Raw genomic sequence first — 13,884 nt, forward strand, 5'->3', positions numbered from 1 at the left:
TTAGATTTCTTTGTGTTAAAATGAGTGTGTGACATGAAGATTCTCTCCTTATACTATGTTGTGGTGACTTAAGTATAACGAATCTTCATGTCTTTTTTTAGTGTTGCGTTTCATCTTACAACACACCTTTTTATTTTTTTACTTAAAATCGCTTCTTTTTAGGTTTCCTTCATTATATAGAAGGTGTAGTCACTATTAGACGATCCGTTTCCTACTATATAATGTCACTTTATACAAAAAGATTGAAGACAACTAAAAGTAGCCTTCAATCTTTTTAACTCTTATTTATTTGTTCTAAGCTTATAACCGTTCGTTTAACTCTTTAGCTAGATCTTCGAATCCTGGTTTACCTAATAAGGCAAACATATTACGTTTGTAGTCTTCTACTCCTGGTTGATCAAATGGGTTTACGCCATTTAAGTATCCTGAGATTCCTACTGCTTTTTCAAAGAAGTAGATTAAGTGTCCTAAAGATTTTTCATCCATAGCTGGAATTTTTATTAATAGGTTCGGTACATTACCGTCTGTGTGAGCTAATAATGTTCCTTCGTAAGCTTTAGTGTTAACAAAATCAATTGTTTTTCCTTCTAAATAACTTAAACCATCTAGATCTTCCTCAGCTTTTGGAATATCAATATCATGTCTTGGTGTTTCAACTTTTAAGACTGTTTCAAAGATATTTCTTTGTCCATCTTGGATTGTTTGTCCAATAGAGTGTAAATCTGTTGAGAAGTTTGCACTCGCTGGGTAAATCCCTTTTTGATCTTTCCCTTCAGATTCACCAAATAATTGTTTCCACCATTCAGAGAAGTATTGCATACCTGGTTCATAGTTAGCCAGAATTTCGATATCTTTCCCTTTTTTATAGAAGAAGTTACGGATTGCTGCGTATTGGTAAGCACTGTTCTCCATAACATCTGGATTACTGTATTCTTCCATTGCTTCGCGTGCACCTTCCATTAAAGCATCAATGTCTCCACCTGCGACAGCAATTGGTAATAGACCCACCGCAGTTAATACAGTAAAGCGTCCACCAATACCATCAGGAATAACAAATGTTTCATATCCTTCAGTATTTGCTTCTGATTTTAGAGCGCCTCTCTCTTTATCAGTTGTTGCATAAATACGTTTAACCGCTTCTTCGTGACCGTATTTCTTATCTAATAATTCTTTGAATACACGGAATGCAATAGAAGGTTCAGTTGTTGTACCTGATTTAGAAATAATATTAACCGAAAAGTCACGGTCCCCGACTAAATCAACTAGATCGTGTAAATAAGTAGAACTAATACTATTACCCGCAAAGATAACTTGAGGTGTTCCTTTTTGCCCTGCTTTAATATTGTAAAATGAATCGTTTAGGAATTCGATTGCTGCTTTCGCTCCTAAGTATGATCCTCCAATACCAATTACAATAAGAATATCTGAATCTGCTTTAATTTTTTCGGATGCTGCTTTGATGCGTGCATACTCATCTTTATCGTATGTTTCTGGCCAATCAACCCAGTCCAAGAAGTCATTTCCTGCACCCGTTTTATCATGAAGTTGATTATGTGCCAATTCAATATATGGTTTAATCTGAGTTAATTCATGTTCTTTAAAGAATGATAAAGCTTTTGTATAATCAAAATTTAAATTTGTCATTAATATCTCTCCTCATTTTTTTCTAGAATATTAGTTTGATCTTCTTCGATTTGTCTTAAACCATCTTCAATAATTTTAGGCATATTGCGTCCTAATGTCTTGAATCCAATCTTAGGTAAATATCTTTTAGGATACTTTTTTAATTTTGAGGGAAAAGGTGGTGTGTTTAGATGTTGCAACGCTCTAAAAGACAAGCTAATTTTTCGAGTATATTCATCAATATCAATAATTTTGACTTTAACTTTGTCGCCGATATTAATAAAATTATCTAACTCGGACACATAACCGTGTTTGCATTCTGATATATGCACTAATCCTTGTTCTGTATCCGATAATTTAACAAAGACACCGTAATTCTGAATACCGGTTACTTCTCCTTGGATTACATCCCCAATTCTAAATTCTTTTGTCAATGTATATCCACCCTTTACTTTATAGTAGGCTACTCATTAACAGTAACGCTCGTAATAACAATATCTTCTACGGGCTTGTCTTGGGCACCAGTTTCTTGAGCTTGAATATCTAGGACTACATCCATACCATTAACAACGTGACCAAATACTGTATGACGGTGGTCTAACCAAGGTGTTCCACCTTTTGCTTCATAAGCTTCAATAATTTCTTCAGGAAATCCAGCATCTTTTAATTGTCCTAGCATTTGCGCGGGTACAGTTGGAGCTGTTACGATGAAGAATTGACTTCCATTTGTGTTAGGTCCAGCATTAGCCATTGATAACGCGCCATATAAGTTAAATACTTCCGCTGAGAATTCATCTTCGAAAGCATCACCATAGATACTCTCTCCACCCATACCAGTTCCTGTTGGGTCTCCACCTTGAATCATGAAGTCTTTAATAATACGGTGGAAGATAATTCCGTCGTAATACCCTTTTTTAGATAATTCTTTGAAGTTTTCTACTGTCTTTGGAGCTAACTCCGAGAATAGGGCTAAATCAATATCACCCTTGTTCGTATGTAATGTAATATCAACATTTAGTTCTTCTGTGTTTAATTGTGGAAATTTTGTCAAAATAATTCACTCCTCCTTATATTTTCTATATACATTATATACTAATTCACTTTGTTATGTTTAACAAATGTTTTAATAGTTATATCAAATTTTTTTTGATATTATTGAAGGAGAGTTAAAAAAGTTTTTAATTCAAAAGATACTTAGGCATTTAGTTTAATTTAAATAAAAAAATAAGAAGGTTGGTTTAATTATGAATTTCCCTTTAATTGCGTCATTGAGTTCAATTTTATTTGCACAGCTGATTAAATATCCTATAGCTTATTTAACCAATCGAAAAAGTGCAAAATTAAATTTAATCACTTCTACAGGTGGTATGCCCAGTTCTCACTCGGCTGCAGTGAGTAGTTTAACGACGGCTTTGATTTTAGAATATGGTTTTAATTCACCATACGTAGCCATATCTACTGTATTTGCAGTCATTATCATGTTCGATTCGATGGGGGTCCGTCGTCAAAGTGGTGAACAAGGTATTGTCTTGGATATATTAGCCCGTAAACATTTAGCTGAGATCAATTATATATCTGATGATATAAGCTATGATGAAGTCGAGGATAACCCTCTGATTTTAAGTTATGATATTGATAATTATGAAAGAATGATAATTAACCGTTATCTAGGGCATAAACCGAGTGAAGTTATTGTTGGTACTCTAACTGGTGGTTTTGTTGCCATTTTTCTACGTTTAGTTTTATTATAATATTATAGAAAGTGTGATACTTTGAGTTTTGAAGAGTCCTTGTTTGATATAACAATTGTTGGCGGAGGGCCTGTCGGTTTATATACAGCCTTTTACGCAGGCTTACGAAATGCGAGAACAAAGATTATAGAAAGTCTAGAATCTTTAGGTGGACAACCTGCCCATCTTTATGCTGAGAAGAACATTTATGACATACCTGGATTCCCTGCTATTAGAGGCGATGAATTAGAACGAAATCTTATTCAACAAATTTCTCGCTTTGATATTTCGATTCAATTGGGAGAAGAAGTTTTAAATGTAAATAAAAAGATGACTGAGGATGGCATCGAATATTTTGAAATTATTACCAGTGAACAAATTCATTATTCACGTACCATTATTTTAGCAATCGGAAATGGTGCCTTTTCTCCTAGAAAATTAAAATTACCAGAAATTGAGAAATATGAAGAAAGTAATCTACATTACTATGTTAATAACATCGAACAATTCACTGGAAGAACAGTAGCAATCTGTGGTGGTGGTGATTCTGCGGTTGATTGGGCATTAGCCTTAGAACCGCTAGCGAATAAAGTGCATTTAATCCATCGTCGTGACAAATTTAGAGCAGTTGAAAGCAGTGTGAAACAATTAGAAAATTCCACAGTCGAGTTATTGACTCCTTTTATTCCGGAATCCGTCAACGGTGACGATAGTCGTATTCAATCGATTAATTTGAAGAAAGCTAAATCAGATGAGATAATTACTTTGGATGTGGATAACTTTATTGTCAGTTACGGTTTTACATCAAGTATTGGCGAAATTAGAAATTGGGGATTCAACCTCAATCGAAATACAATTGAAGTCAATGCTCAATACGAAACGAATATAACTGGCATCTATGCTGTTGGAGATATTGCCAACTATGAAGGCAAAGTAAGAATTATTGCGACAGGCTTTGGTGAAGCTCCCCAAGCAGTGAATGATGCCTTATTAAAAATAGATCCAACAAACGTTAACCCTCCAATTCACAGCTCAGATTTATTCTAAGGAGAGATACTATGACAAAAAATGAACAATTCATAAAACAAAGTCGTCTAGAAGATCAAGCTCACTACTTATTAAAAGAGCGTGGCGTTAAATTAGAGTCAATAGCAGAAATTGTCTATGATCTACAAAAAGACTACATTGATGATTTAACTTTAGACTATTGTTTAGAAAATATTATTGCGGTGATGAAGAAACGTGAAGTTCAAAATGCAGTTATCACAGGTATTGAAATTGATATCGCAGCGGAGAGACAACAGTTCTCACCTGTCTTAAATGATTTACTGATGCGAGATGAAGGATTATATGGCATTGACGAAATATTAGTCTTATCCATCGTTAATGTTTATGGCTCAATTGGTCTAACCAACTTTGGTTATGTTGATAAATTAAAACCTGGTATTATTGGTGAGTTAAACGATAGCAAAGATGAACATTGTAATACGTTCATTGATGATATCGTTGGCGCACTTGCTGCAGCAGCTGCAAGTCGAATCGCCCATTCTCAACCTCAAACAGATGAGGTGAATGTTAATAGTACACCTAAAGAGTCTTATGAAGATTCACATGAAAATTAAGAAAAAGTGATGAGCCCGCAGACTCATCACTTTTTTTATTTATTCCAATATACAACTTTTCGAATAGCTAAGATAATTAATTCATAAACTAATAAGGCAATGATGAATAACATCATGAAAAATTCCTGTGGGAGTACAGTTATAACCGGATCTTCCAAAGGATTAAACAACCATAAATCATTATTAAATAGCAATTGATGGAAAAGAATAAACACTTGATCGAATGCGACAACAATGAAAAATAATAAAATCAATGGAAAGGCTAATTTAAATGTAAAATGAGGTGCCATAACTAATTGCCAATTCCGTTTCTTAATGTACGAAATGACCCAAATCGTTAACGAGAGTAAAATCACTAAGATGACAAAATTAATAAAGAATAATACCTTTACCTCTTCAAAATGCTGTGCCCCGCTTTCTGACATACTAAAGTAAGGCATATTTAAATCATGGACTGTTGGATTCACTAAATAGCTTAACATAGTATCATAATTTTCAAGTAACTGCGCTTGAGTTAAACCTGAGATGTCTGTTAAATTAAACCAAGCAATACATAATCGGTATAAAAATGGTGATATAAAGATGACAGTTGTAATTGATAAGCACATTGCAAATAAAAGGATAATAAAACTGCTCACTATTCGTTTTAATATATCCATTATTCATGCTTCCATTCTGAAAGTGATTCGATGGTATAAGTTGGTTGCTTTTGAATCATTTCTAAGTCTTCTCTCACTGTGACACCTGTTAAAACTAACAGCGTATCCATATCCATATTCATTCCCGCCATAATATCTGTATCGTAGTTATCTCCAATCATTAAAACCTTGCTTTTCTCAATCCCAAGTTGCTTAAGTGCCCCTTCCATGATTGGTTTATTGGGCTTACCGATAATAATCGGTTCTTTTCTTGTCGCAAATTGTATAAAGGCAGTAATAGCACCCGAACTTGGATTCATTCCAGTTTCAGTTGGTATTAATCGGTCTGTATTCGTCACCACATATTCAGCTCCAGCAAGGATTGCTTGTACAGCGACAGTTAACTGGTCGTAAGTAACATCACGTTTTAAACCTTGGACAACAACATCAATCGGTTTACTCGGATCAACCGTAAAATTTCTATCAAGCAATTGCTCTTTTAAAGCTGCTTCTCCTAGTACATAAACATTCGCTCCTGGATGATGTACTTCAATATAATCTCCTAAAGCAATAATTGAAGTATAAACATGAGAAGAATCAATTGGAATATCATAATATGAATTTAAATTATGAACGATTTCCTCAACCGCCTTTGTTGCATTATTTGTCACTAATTTAAAAGGGAAACCATCATCAAGTAATTGACGGATAAATACCTCAGCTTCTGGAATTCGCTCTTTTCCACGATACGTCGTTCCATCGAGATCTACTAAATAACCTTCATACTTTGTCATTCCTTAGTTGTCACCTTCTTAATTACGAATTTTTTATCATTAGCCACTTTTTCACTGACTTTCTCAGTGACTTTTTTTGGTTTGTTTATTTCACCTTTAGTTTGATTCTTTTTAAAGGCTTTTTTACGACGAATATTTTTGGGTTTAAAGTTAGTATCTTCTGCTTTTTCTTTGTCTGTCGTAGTTGTCACATGAGGTGTTTTTGGTCTTTGGTTTTTCGGTTGCCTTGAAACATTCTTTTGTATAGTTTCGCGCTTCTCTAATTGATGGTACTTCTCTACGGCTTCCACCTTACCTAAGACAAAGTAAGCCGCCCCAAAATTACAATACTCTTTAATATAGTCATCTAAGAAATCAATTTGTTGATCGCGTGGCACTTTGCGTCTTCCTAACTGATAAAATCCTCTTAGACGTAACAGATCATGCCCCCAGTCTCCAACAATAAAATCAAACTTTTCAAAGAATGGTTGATACCGATTCGTAAAAGCTTCTTGTTCAAACCCTTCTCGGTAATTCTTTATCAAACGGTATTCTTGTTTGCTAATTTGAATTGTTTCTTCGTCGATAATATAGATTTGTTTATCTTCGACTTCTTCACCTTGAATAATGTCATCTAAAATAGATTCAAGTTGATTTGTCATGGTTTTTTTATTACTCAAATCACTTGCCTCCTTCTATTGGATATGTTTTTTCTAAATAATTTCGAACTACGTGTCTTAAAAAATCTGGGAAAATTAACTTTGGATTCCCATAATCATCAATCGTTGGGAAAAAAGGTAAGAACCAAATATGATCCACCGTCACAAACTGATAGTATTTGTCGTCAATGATCACTTCTCCATTTACTTCCCACTGATGTTTTAGCTCATTAAAAGCAATGCCCTTAAAAATTAGTTCTCCAAATATCTTACCACGAAAACCAAGTCCATTGATTAATTTGTATCTTAAATCATCTGCTTGTTGGTTCATTTCAGCTAGCATTTCTTTTAAATGCAACCCATTCATCTCCACTACAGCTAAATGCATCGGATGAGGTAGTGCTTCATGTAAGTGATATTCAGTAATGAGCCCTCTAGGCAAATCACTTAAAAATAAACCAGAGCTTAATATTGCATTTTCAACCCTAGTTGCTTCTATAATCGCATTGAGTGCCATTTGTATGAATGAATTGGATCCCGTTGTTTGAAGTGCTTGAAAAGTTTCAGGAATATGAGCAACCCTGCGTTCCTCAAGTAGCTTTGTTCCTTCATGTTTATAATAATCTGATTCTTTTGGCAGATTATATCTTTGACTCAATTGATGAATGGAAAGAACTTCTGCAGACATCTGCCAAGTATCCGTTGCTTGATCAAAATACAAATCGATTGAACCAACAAAATTACCGTATTTTCCTGCTGCGCAAAGAAAGCTTTGATTCTCCCATTCTCCTTCAATAAGAACATGATGAGTATGTGCTCCGATGATTAATTGTATTTCAGGAAATAGATTCGAAATATAGCGGTCTGTTTCTAAACCTAGATGCGACAACAAAATAATTAAGTCCGTGTCTTCTTTATCTATAAGTTGAAGAGTGTCTTGCAAGCTATCAATAGGATTTTCAATGGTATATCCATTTAAGTGATAAGTTTCATAAGGTGCAGTTAAGCCGATAAAGGCCACTTTCATATCGTCAATCTCTTTGTATACGATATTTTCAGCATAGGAAGGAACTTCTTGCGTATCTTTATCAAATAAATTCGCAATAGTTACTGAATAATCTGCTCGACTATATAAGTCGCTTAGACGTTCTTTAGAAAAGTTTAAACCTTCATTATTCCCAAGTGTCACGACATCATAATTCGCTTCATTGAACAAATCAACGATGACCTTCCCATATGTTGCTTCAACCAAAGGGTGTACAGAGTCCATAGCATCACCTACATCAATGGTAAGAAGCGCCTCACCTTTAACTGATGCAAGGGCCTGGTTCTCTTCTATAAACTTCGATATTAAAGGCCAATGATCTAAATGTCCGTGTATGTCATTGGTATGTAGTATTTTTAGACGCAATGTGTACACCTCTTTCATTATACATTTCTTATAGATTATAATACAAAAAAAGACCGAACTTCAATCCCTAGGGAATGGAAGTTCGGAAATATCCTAAACTAAGCTAAGACCGGTGTCAAAGTTCCTAAGAAAATAAAGGCCACAACAAGAACAAGAGCCAATATTAAAACATAAACTAACCATTTTTCCGGAAGTTTTGGAATAGGATACTTAACTACAAAACTTGCACCAAGAATAATATAAGCAACTGCTAGAACATATTGGAATATATTCATTGGTATTACATAACCTAACAGTGAAATAATTGGTATGATAATCGCACTTGCTTCTAAAGGAAGACCTTGTGTCTTTCCTTCTAACTGTTCACCTTGAAATTCAATCGCTTGGTTAAAATACGCAAGTCGAATGATAACAGATAAAATATACAATGCCGCGACGATGACCGATAATACCGATCCTAAAGATAAAGAAATTAATAATGACGCTGGTAGCAAAGCATAGACAACGGTTTTACTTAAGACATCAAATTCCAAATCAAATGAAATCTGAGCATCTTCTCGCTCAAACATCGCTGTGAAACGGTAACTAAAGATATAACCGACTGAAGCGATAATTAAGGATATAATTGTATATTGAGATTCTCCAATCATTGAAAACCCAACACCGACCGCTCCAAAGAACAAACTAAACAATGTGAGTGCATTGGATTGATTAATTTTACCTAAGAACATTTGACACACCCTTTCATACTATATGTAATCGTTATTATTATACCTATTTATTATCTCATTTACAATTGATAGATGGATTATTCGTCAATAATGCTTGTCTTCATCGCTTAGAATTGAAATGACAAGATAGTTACTATATAATTATTATATTGCATACATGAGGTGATTAATGTGAAAAAATGGAAAATTGTTGTCGACTCAGGGTCGTCAATTCGTGAAATAGAAACAACAAATCAAAACGTCGTTTTGGAAATCGTTCCATTGATGATAAATATTGGTAATGATGTTTTTGTAGATAGTGCAGACCTAGATATTGAGAACTTCTTATCAGAAATAAAAGATACAAAACAAAAAACATCAAGTGCATGTCCTTCCCCAGAAGTCTATGCACATCGATTTGAAGGTGCAGAGAATGTCATCTGCTTTACTATCTCTTCCCAACTTTCAGGTAGTTACAATAGTGCTTCTTTAGGAAAAGACATTGCTTTGGAGAAAAATCCTGACGCTAATATTCATATCTTTGACAGTCGATCAGCTGGTTCAGAGATGGACTTATTGGCTAAAAAAGCATTTGAATTAGCTGAAACGGAGGCTGATTTCGATACCGTCGTAAAAGAATTGAATGCTTACCATGATAATCTAGATATCGCCTTCTTATTAGAATCTGTAGATAACTTAGTTAATAATGGACGTGTATCTAAGATTTTAGGTCAAATGATTGGATTATTAGGTATTCGCTTAATTGGTAACCGAACTCCAGAAGGTACAATTCAATTGGCTCATAAATCAAAAGGTCAAAAGAGAGCGTTAAAAACTTTAATTAACGAATTAAAATCTAAAGGTTATAACGGTGGAGAAATTGAAGTATCTCACGTTCTTAACCCAGATATTGCCAATGCCTTTAAAGAAGAAATTCTAAAAGAATATCCGAACGCTAAGATTACGACACGTGTAACGAGTGCACTATGTAGCTATTATGCAGAGCATAATGGTATGATCGTTGGTTTCGAAACAAATTAATATTTTAAAAAACAGCAACAATTTTTAATTGTTGCTGTTTTTTATTTTAACTATATTGCTTCAGAAAATAACTGATTAAACTGAAGTATGGTTTTGTAATCTCATCATGTTCTTGGTAAATACAATGCCCAGCATTGTCTACCGCTATAAGTTCAACTTGAGGTACGTAGGTAGCGGCTGTAAAAATTCCATCCCCGCGTACTACTTTGTCTTCGACAGATCGAAATACTAATAATGGGGTTTCGATATACTTCAAGGCTGATTCATCCAGTATCTTATTCACTTCATCGAATGATGTCGCCAACCAATTATATGTTCCCCCAGAAGTTGGATGTGCAACTGATTCCAACTGCAAATTAAATGCATATTTCTCTCTTTGCTGACTATGTGTTAAATCTGGATTCGGAATATATTCAGATGCATTCGTTGATGCTTCTATGAATTCATTACTTCCTTGAGCGGGAATGGGCTTATGACCTAAGTTCAGTAAACCGGCACCACTTGCTACTGCATGAGCTAAAGATCTAGGATATGGATATGTATTGACACTAAACATTGGTGAAGATAAGATTGCTGCTTTAATTAGCTTTGGATATTTCTTAATTAATCCTGTACTTACTGCCCCACCCATTGAATGAGCGAATAAGAAAAAGTGCTCGTTCAATTCATAGGTCTCTTTAACACTTTCAATCACTTCTTTTAAATCTTCAATATAGTAATCAAAATGTTGAATATCAATTAAAGAATTTCGCGTTTCAACTCTTGAAGACCCATGACCTCTCGCATCATAAATAAGCACATTATAATTGAGTTGTAATAAATAATATACAACTTCAAAATACATCTCTTTATACTCATTAAAGCCATGAACAATAAAGACAGTTGGACGATTGCTATCTTTTAAATAAAATAAATATGATAAAGCAACATCACCCACCGGAATTTCACCAGAATGTTCAAATTGCTCAATATATGGTCGAGCGATAATGTTCATCTCTCGGTCATAATGCTCTTCTTCAATCCAAGCTAAGTTCGCTTGCAATGACATGTCTAATTCATTTAAATTGACCTCTGCTTGGTAACTTTGTTTGCGCGGATGTTTTAGTCGATAAGCAAAATCATAGGCAAGTAAGCCTAAGGTACCTTTAACTAGACCTTTTAATAATTTAGACGTTAAACTTTTCTTCAACTAAATTCCCCCTTCAGTATCCAAAACTAATGACACAACTAATCTCACATATGGTACTTCATCGACACTATAATCTGTCGGTGCTGCGTAGATCGAAATATATTGGCTTTGATAAATATCATAATTGGATAATGATACGGCATCAGCATATACATCAAATAAATAATCGGCTAAAATCTTTTCATTCTCCCAAGTTGTCAGATGAACATCCCCTGCGGAGATGTAGAGTTCATATAAATTCTCACCTAAGCGATACTCTGCATCCGAAACACTTGGAAATTGGGCTCTAAAACCAGCTCCATCAGCCGTTATAGAGCTTAAATAATGGTACTCCCCCATCTCTTCCACTCGCCTCCAGACACCTTCTTCAAGATGCTCGCCAAATTGAATTTGCTCCCAACCTTTCGTTCCTCGCATGTGATTCATTTGTCTTAAAAATGCATCATTCAATGCACGATTATCTAACGCCGCATTAAATTGATTGGCGGATTGTTTTGCTATCGCATAATTATCATCCGACAATATTTTTTCGTGGATTTGATAGGGAACTTGATTTCCTGGTTGGGCGTATCCTGAAATATATTCGGAAATAACTTCGTCATTTTCAACGTTGTTTGGTAATTTCATTACCTCTCTCATAATGAGATTAAAAGATTCGTTCACATTTAATGACTCATCATTTAAAGTCGCTTGTATAAAATTTTGGTTCTGATAATATCCAAATAACACAAATAGTATAATAAAACTTAATTTAAAGTAAAAACTCTTTGGAAATTTATTTGTCATGAATCTCTCCTATCATTCAACTAATACCTATAATATCAGAATTATAAGTAAAACAAAAAAGATTTAAACTAGATTAATGTCTAACTTAAATCTTTTAATACCAATTATAAAGGTTCTGTACTATTCTGTTGGTGTTGGATCAAATAAGGGTCAACGATATGGTAGCCCAACTCGCGGTAGCCATCAATCATTGTTGGTAAAGCATCCAACGTCCACGAACGGTCATGCATTAAGATGTTTGCTCCAGGTCGAATATATGTATTATCCAATGATACGGCTGCTAATTCAGGACCAGATAAATACTCATCCATCCAGTCATAACCAAATGACCATGTCATTAATTGTAAGCCTAACTCATTACAAATTAAGATAGTATCCATATTAAACAATCCGAAAGGAGGTCTAAACCAACGTACGGGTGCGCCAGTAATCTCTTCGACTACTTGATTCGTTGCGACAATCTCATTGTATTGTTCTTCATATGTCAATTCACGTAAATTCGGGTGAGTATGTGTATGGTTCCCAATTTCAAAGCCCATATCATGCACTTGTTTGGTAATCTCTCTGCCCCACTCCGACTCTAGATACATACCGTTAACTAGGAAAATAGCATTAACATCTTTTTCTTTCATAACTTGAGCCATCTCGAGCGCATAGCTATCTGGTTCTTGTGGCGCATCATCAAAAGTAAATAATAAGACATCTTCAGAAGAATTTTCATCTAACGGGATGATTTCTGAAGAAATATCTGGATCTGCATGCATGTAGTAGGCATATCCTTCTTCATTCGGTTGAGCGTAGTTTCCATAATCAGTCCAAGCTGCACGGACATTATCAGTTTTGACAATATTATTCTCCGTTGCCACCGCTTCTTCTGTAATCTGGATTTGTGGTATATCTTCGGGTATCTCTTCAGCCTGTACCCAAGAATGAATTGGCATATTACCAAGCAATACTGTACCTAAAAGTACCTTCAAAAAGATCTTCTGCATCGACTTACTTCCTCCTGTTAATTGTATAGTTATTTTATAAACGTAATATCAACGATATTTATGTCATATAATCCAATTTTACAATAACTTTAATAAGTTTAAAAGCAGATATTATAAACAATCCAGGTAATTTTAATAAATAGAGAAAGATAAACTCTCTGTTGGCAATACTTCAGATTGCTCCGGCTCTGCGACTAGTTTTTTACCAAACCATTTAACATCGTGCCATTGGCCGAATTTGTAGCCTGCCTGAGGGAATGTGCTGAGCAATTGAAAGCCATTCTTTTCATGGAAGCGAATGCTTCTTTCGTTCGTTGCTACAATGTTCGCAATTATTTGTGTCATACCTAAAGCAGTTAATGTTCTTTCTAAAGCTGTGAATAGTGATTGGCCGACACCTCGTACAGGTGTATCTTCAGCTACATAAATACTCAAAGCACACGTATTAACTAGATTCAACATAAATGAAATTTCACTCACATAAACAAAACCAACGATGACTCCTTCGTATTCTGCTACTAAAAAAGGCAAATGACTTTGAGCTTCGATAATCAATTGTTCATAATACGAAAGGGTCCCTACTGTTTCCTCCAAGTTAAAGACAGTATTTAATATATAGGGTGTATAAATTTGTTGTATTTGCTTCGCATTCTCAACCTGTGCGGGACGAATCATTAATTGTTGTGACTGAAATTTCATATAAACCTCCT

16 protein-coding genes are annotated in these 13,884 nt (G+C 34.6%); 4 read left to right on the forward strand and 12 right to left on the reverse strand.

The window, feature by feature from the left end:
* Positions 1-300: 300 nt before the first annotated feature.
* From ACEN33_RS01130 to ACEN33_RS01140, 3 genes are read right to left on the reverse strand one after another with little or no spacing between them, the layout of a single operon-like run.
* Complete coding sequence (locus ACEN33_RS01130) at positions 301-1,644, reverse strand: glucose-6-phosphate isomerase (protein ID WP_407090783.1); 1,344 nt, start codon at positions 1,642-1,644, stop codon at positions 301-303.
* Positions 1,644-2,057, reverse strand: coding sequence for a CvfD/Ygs/GSP13 family RNA-binding post-transcriptional regulator (locus tag ACEN33_RS01135; protein ID WP_407090784.1), 414 nt, complete (start codon positions 2,055-2,057; stop codon positions 1,644-1,646). Before ACEN33_RS01135 ends, ACEN33_RS01130 begins: the two co-directional genes overlap by 1 nt.
* Before the next feature lie 29 nt (positions 2,058-2,086).
* On the reverse strand, positions 2,087-2,674 hold the full coding sequence (locus tag ACEN33_RS01140; RefSeq protein ID WP_407090785.1) for a peptidylprolyl isomerase: 588 nt from the start codon (positions 2,672-2,674) through the stop codon (positions 2,087-2,089).
* 193 nt (positions 2,675-2,867) lie between these two features.
* On the opposite strand from ACEN33_RS01140, the gene ACEN33_RS01145 reads away from it, so the two are divergent.
* Genes ACEN33_RS01145 through ACEN33_RS01155 form a run of 3 tightly spaced genes read left to right on the forward strand, consistent with a single transcriptional unit; the run spans position 2,868 to position 4,975 of the window.
* Positions 2,868-3,374, forward strand: coding sequence for a divergent PAP2 family protein (locus tag ACEN33_RS01145; protein WP_407090786.1), 507 nt, complete (start codon positions 2,868-2,870; stop codon positions 3,372-3,374).
* A 21-nt stretch (positions 3,375-3,395) separates the two neighbouring features.
* Positions 3,396-4,400, forward strand: a complete 1,005-nt coding sequence (locus ACEN33_RS01150; RefSeq protein WP_407090787.1) for an NAD(P)/FAD-dependent oxidoreductase — start codon at positions 3,396-3,398, stop codon at positions 4,398-4,400.
* A gap of 11 nt (positions 4,401-4,411) precedes the next feature.
* A complete protein-coding gene (locus ACEN33_RS01155) occupies positions 4,412-4,975 on the forward strand; it encodes a phosphatidylglycerophosphatase A (RefSeq protein ID WP_407093902.1) in 564 nt (187 codons plus the stop codon).
* A gap of 35 nt (positions 4,976-5,010) precedes the next feature.
* Here the strand turns inward: ACEN33_RS01155 and ACEN33_RS01160 are convergent, their stop codons facing one another.
* The 5 genes from ACEN33_RS01160 to ACEN33_RS01180 all read right to left on the reverse strand — a co-directional run bounded on the left by ACEN33_RS01160 (position 5,011) and on the right by ACEN33_RS01180 (position 9,187).
* Positions 5,011-5,634 (reverse strand): TIGR01906 family membrane protein, encoded by a 624-nt coding sequence (locus tag ACEN33_RS01160; protein ID WP_407090789.1) that lies wholly within the window; start codon positions 5,632-5,634, stop codon positions 5,011-5,013.
* Positions 5,634-6,407 carry a TIGR01457 family HAD-type hydrolase gene (locus ACEN33_RS01165; RefSeq protein ID WP_407090790.1) on the reverse strand — a complete coding sequence of 258 codons (774 nt, stop codon included), beginning with the start codon at positions 6,405-6,407 and terminating at the stop codon, positions 5,634-5,636. Before ACEN33_RS01165 ends, ACEN33_RS01160 begins: the two co-directional genes overlap by 1 nt.
* Positions 6,404-7,066, reverse strand: a complete 663-nt coding sequence (locus ACEN33_RS01170) for a YutD family protein (protein WP_407090791.1) — start codon at positions 7,064-7,066, stop codon at positions 6,404-6,406. Before ACEN33_RS01170 ends, ACEN33_RS01165 begins: the two co-directional genes overlap by 4 nt.
* Position 7,067: 1 nt before the next feature.
* Positions 7,068-8,456 carry a bifunctional metallophosphatase/5'-nucleotidase gene (locus ACEN33_RS01175; RefSeq protein ID WP_407090792.1) on the reverse strand — a complete coding sequence of 463 codons (1,389 nt, stop codon included), beginning with the start codon at positions 8,454-8,456 and terminating at the stop codon, positions 7,068-7,070.
* A 98-nt stretch (positions 8,457-8,554) separates the two neighbouring features.
* Entirely contained in the window at positions 8,555-9,187 is a 633-nt protein-coding gene (locus ACEN33_RS01180) for a hypothetical protein (RefSeq protein WP_407090793.1), read from the reverse strand.
* 171 nt (positions 9,188-9,358) lie between these two features.
* Here ACEN33_RS01180 and ACEN33_RS01185 point away from each other — a divergent pair, with 171 nt between their 5' ends.
* A complete protein-coding gene (locus ACEN33_RS01185; RefSeq protein WP_407090794.1) occupies positions 9,359-10,207 on the forward strand; it encodes a DegV family protein in 849 nt (282 codons plus the stop codon).
* Between the two features lie 46 nt (positions 10,208-10,253).
* Here the strand turns inward: ACEN33_RS01185 and ACEN33_RS01190 are convergent, their stop codons facing one another.
* From ACEN33_RS01190 to ACEN33_RS01205, 4 genes are all read right to left on the reverse strand, one after another.
* Positions 10,254-11,396: an alpha/beta fold hydrolase gene (locus tag ACEN33_RS01190; protein ID WP_407090795.1), complete on the reverse strand. Its 1,143-nt coding sequence runs from the start codon at positions 11,394-11,396 to the stop codon at positions 10,254-10,256.
* Positions 11,397-12,182 (reverse strand): hypothetical protein, encoded by a 786-nt coding sequence (locus tag ACEN33_RS01195; RefSeq protein ID WP_407090796.1) that lies wholly within the window; start codon positions 12,180-12,182, stop codon positions 11,397-11,399.
* Positions 12,183-12,286: 104 nt separating this feature from the next.
* Complete coding sequence (locus ACEN33_RS01200; RefSeq protein WP_407093899.1) at positions 12,287-13,174, reverse strand: polysaccharide deacetylase family protein; 888 nt, start codon at positions 13,172-13,174, stop codon at positions 12,287-12,289.
* 132 nt (positions 13,175-13,306) lie between these two features.
* Positions 13,307-13,873 (reverse strand): GNAT family N-acetyltransferase, encoded by a 567-nt coding sequence (locus tag ACEN33_RS01205; protein ID WP_407089158.1) that lies wholly within the window; start codon positions 13,871-13,873, stop codon positions 13,307-13,309.
* Between the last annotated feature and the right edge of the window lie 11 nt (positions 13,874-13,884).

The organism is Ruoffia sp. FAM 24228, from assembly GCF_045528575.1.
Lineage (GTDB): Bacteria > Bacillota > Bacilli > Lactobacillales > Aerococcaceae > Ruoffia > Ruoffia halotolerans.

Bases quoted from the DNA above. Each gene is read 5' to 3' on its own strand.
- ACEN33_RS01130 (WP_407090783.1), bottom strand. From the start codon at position 1,644: ATGACAAATTTAAATTTTGATTATACAAAAGCTTTATCATTCTTTAAA.
- ACEN33_RS01145 (WP_407090786.1), top strand. From the start codon at position 2,868: ATGAATTTCCCTTTAATTGCGTCATTGAGTTCAATTTTATTTGCACAG.
- ACEN33_RS01155 (WP_407093902.1), top strand. From the start codon at position 4,412: ATGACAAAAAATGAACAATTCATAAAACAAAGTCGTCTAGAAGATCAA.
- ACEN33_RS01160 (WP_407090789.1), bottom strand. From the start codon at position 5,634: ATGGATATATTAAAACGAATAGTGAGCAGTTTTATTATCCTTTTATTT.
- ACEN33_RS01165 (WP_407090790.1), bottom strand. From the start codon at position 6,407: ATGACAAAGTATGAAGGTTATTTAGTAGATCTCGATGGAACGACGTAT.
- ACEN33_RS01180 (WP_407090793.1), bottom strand. From the start codon at position 9,187: ATGTTCTTAGGTAAAATTAATCAATCCAATGCACTCACATTGTTTAGT.
- ACEN33_RS01195 (WP_407090796.1), bottom strand. From the start codon at position 12,182: ATGACAAATAAATTTCCAAAGAGTTTTTACTTTAAATTAAGTTTTATT.
- ACEN33_RS01200 (WP_407093899.1), bottom strand. From the start codon at position 13,174: ATGCAGAAGATCTTTTTGAAGGTACTTTTAGGTACAGTATTGCTTGGT.
- ACEN33_RS01205 (WP_407089158.1), bottom strand. From the start codon at position 13,873: ATGAAATTTCAGTCACAACAATTAATGATTCGTCCCGCACAGGTTGAG.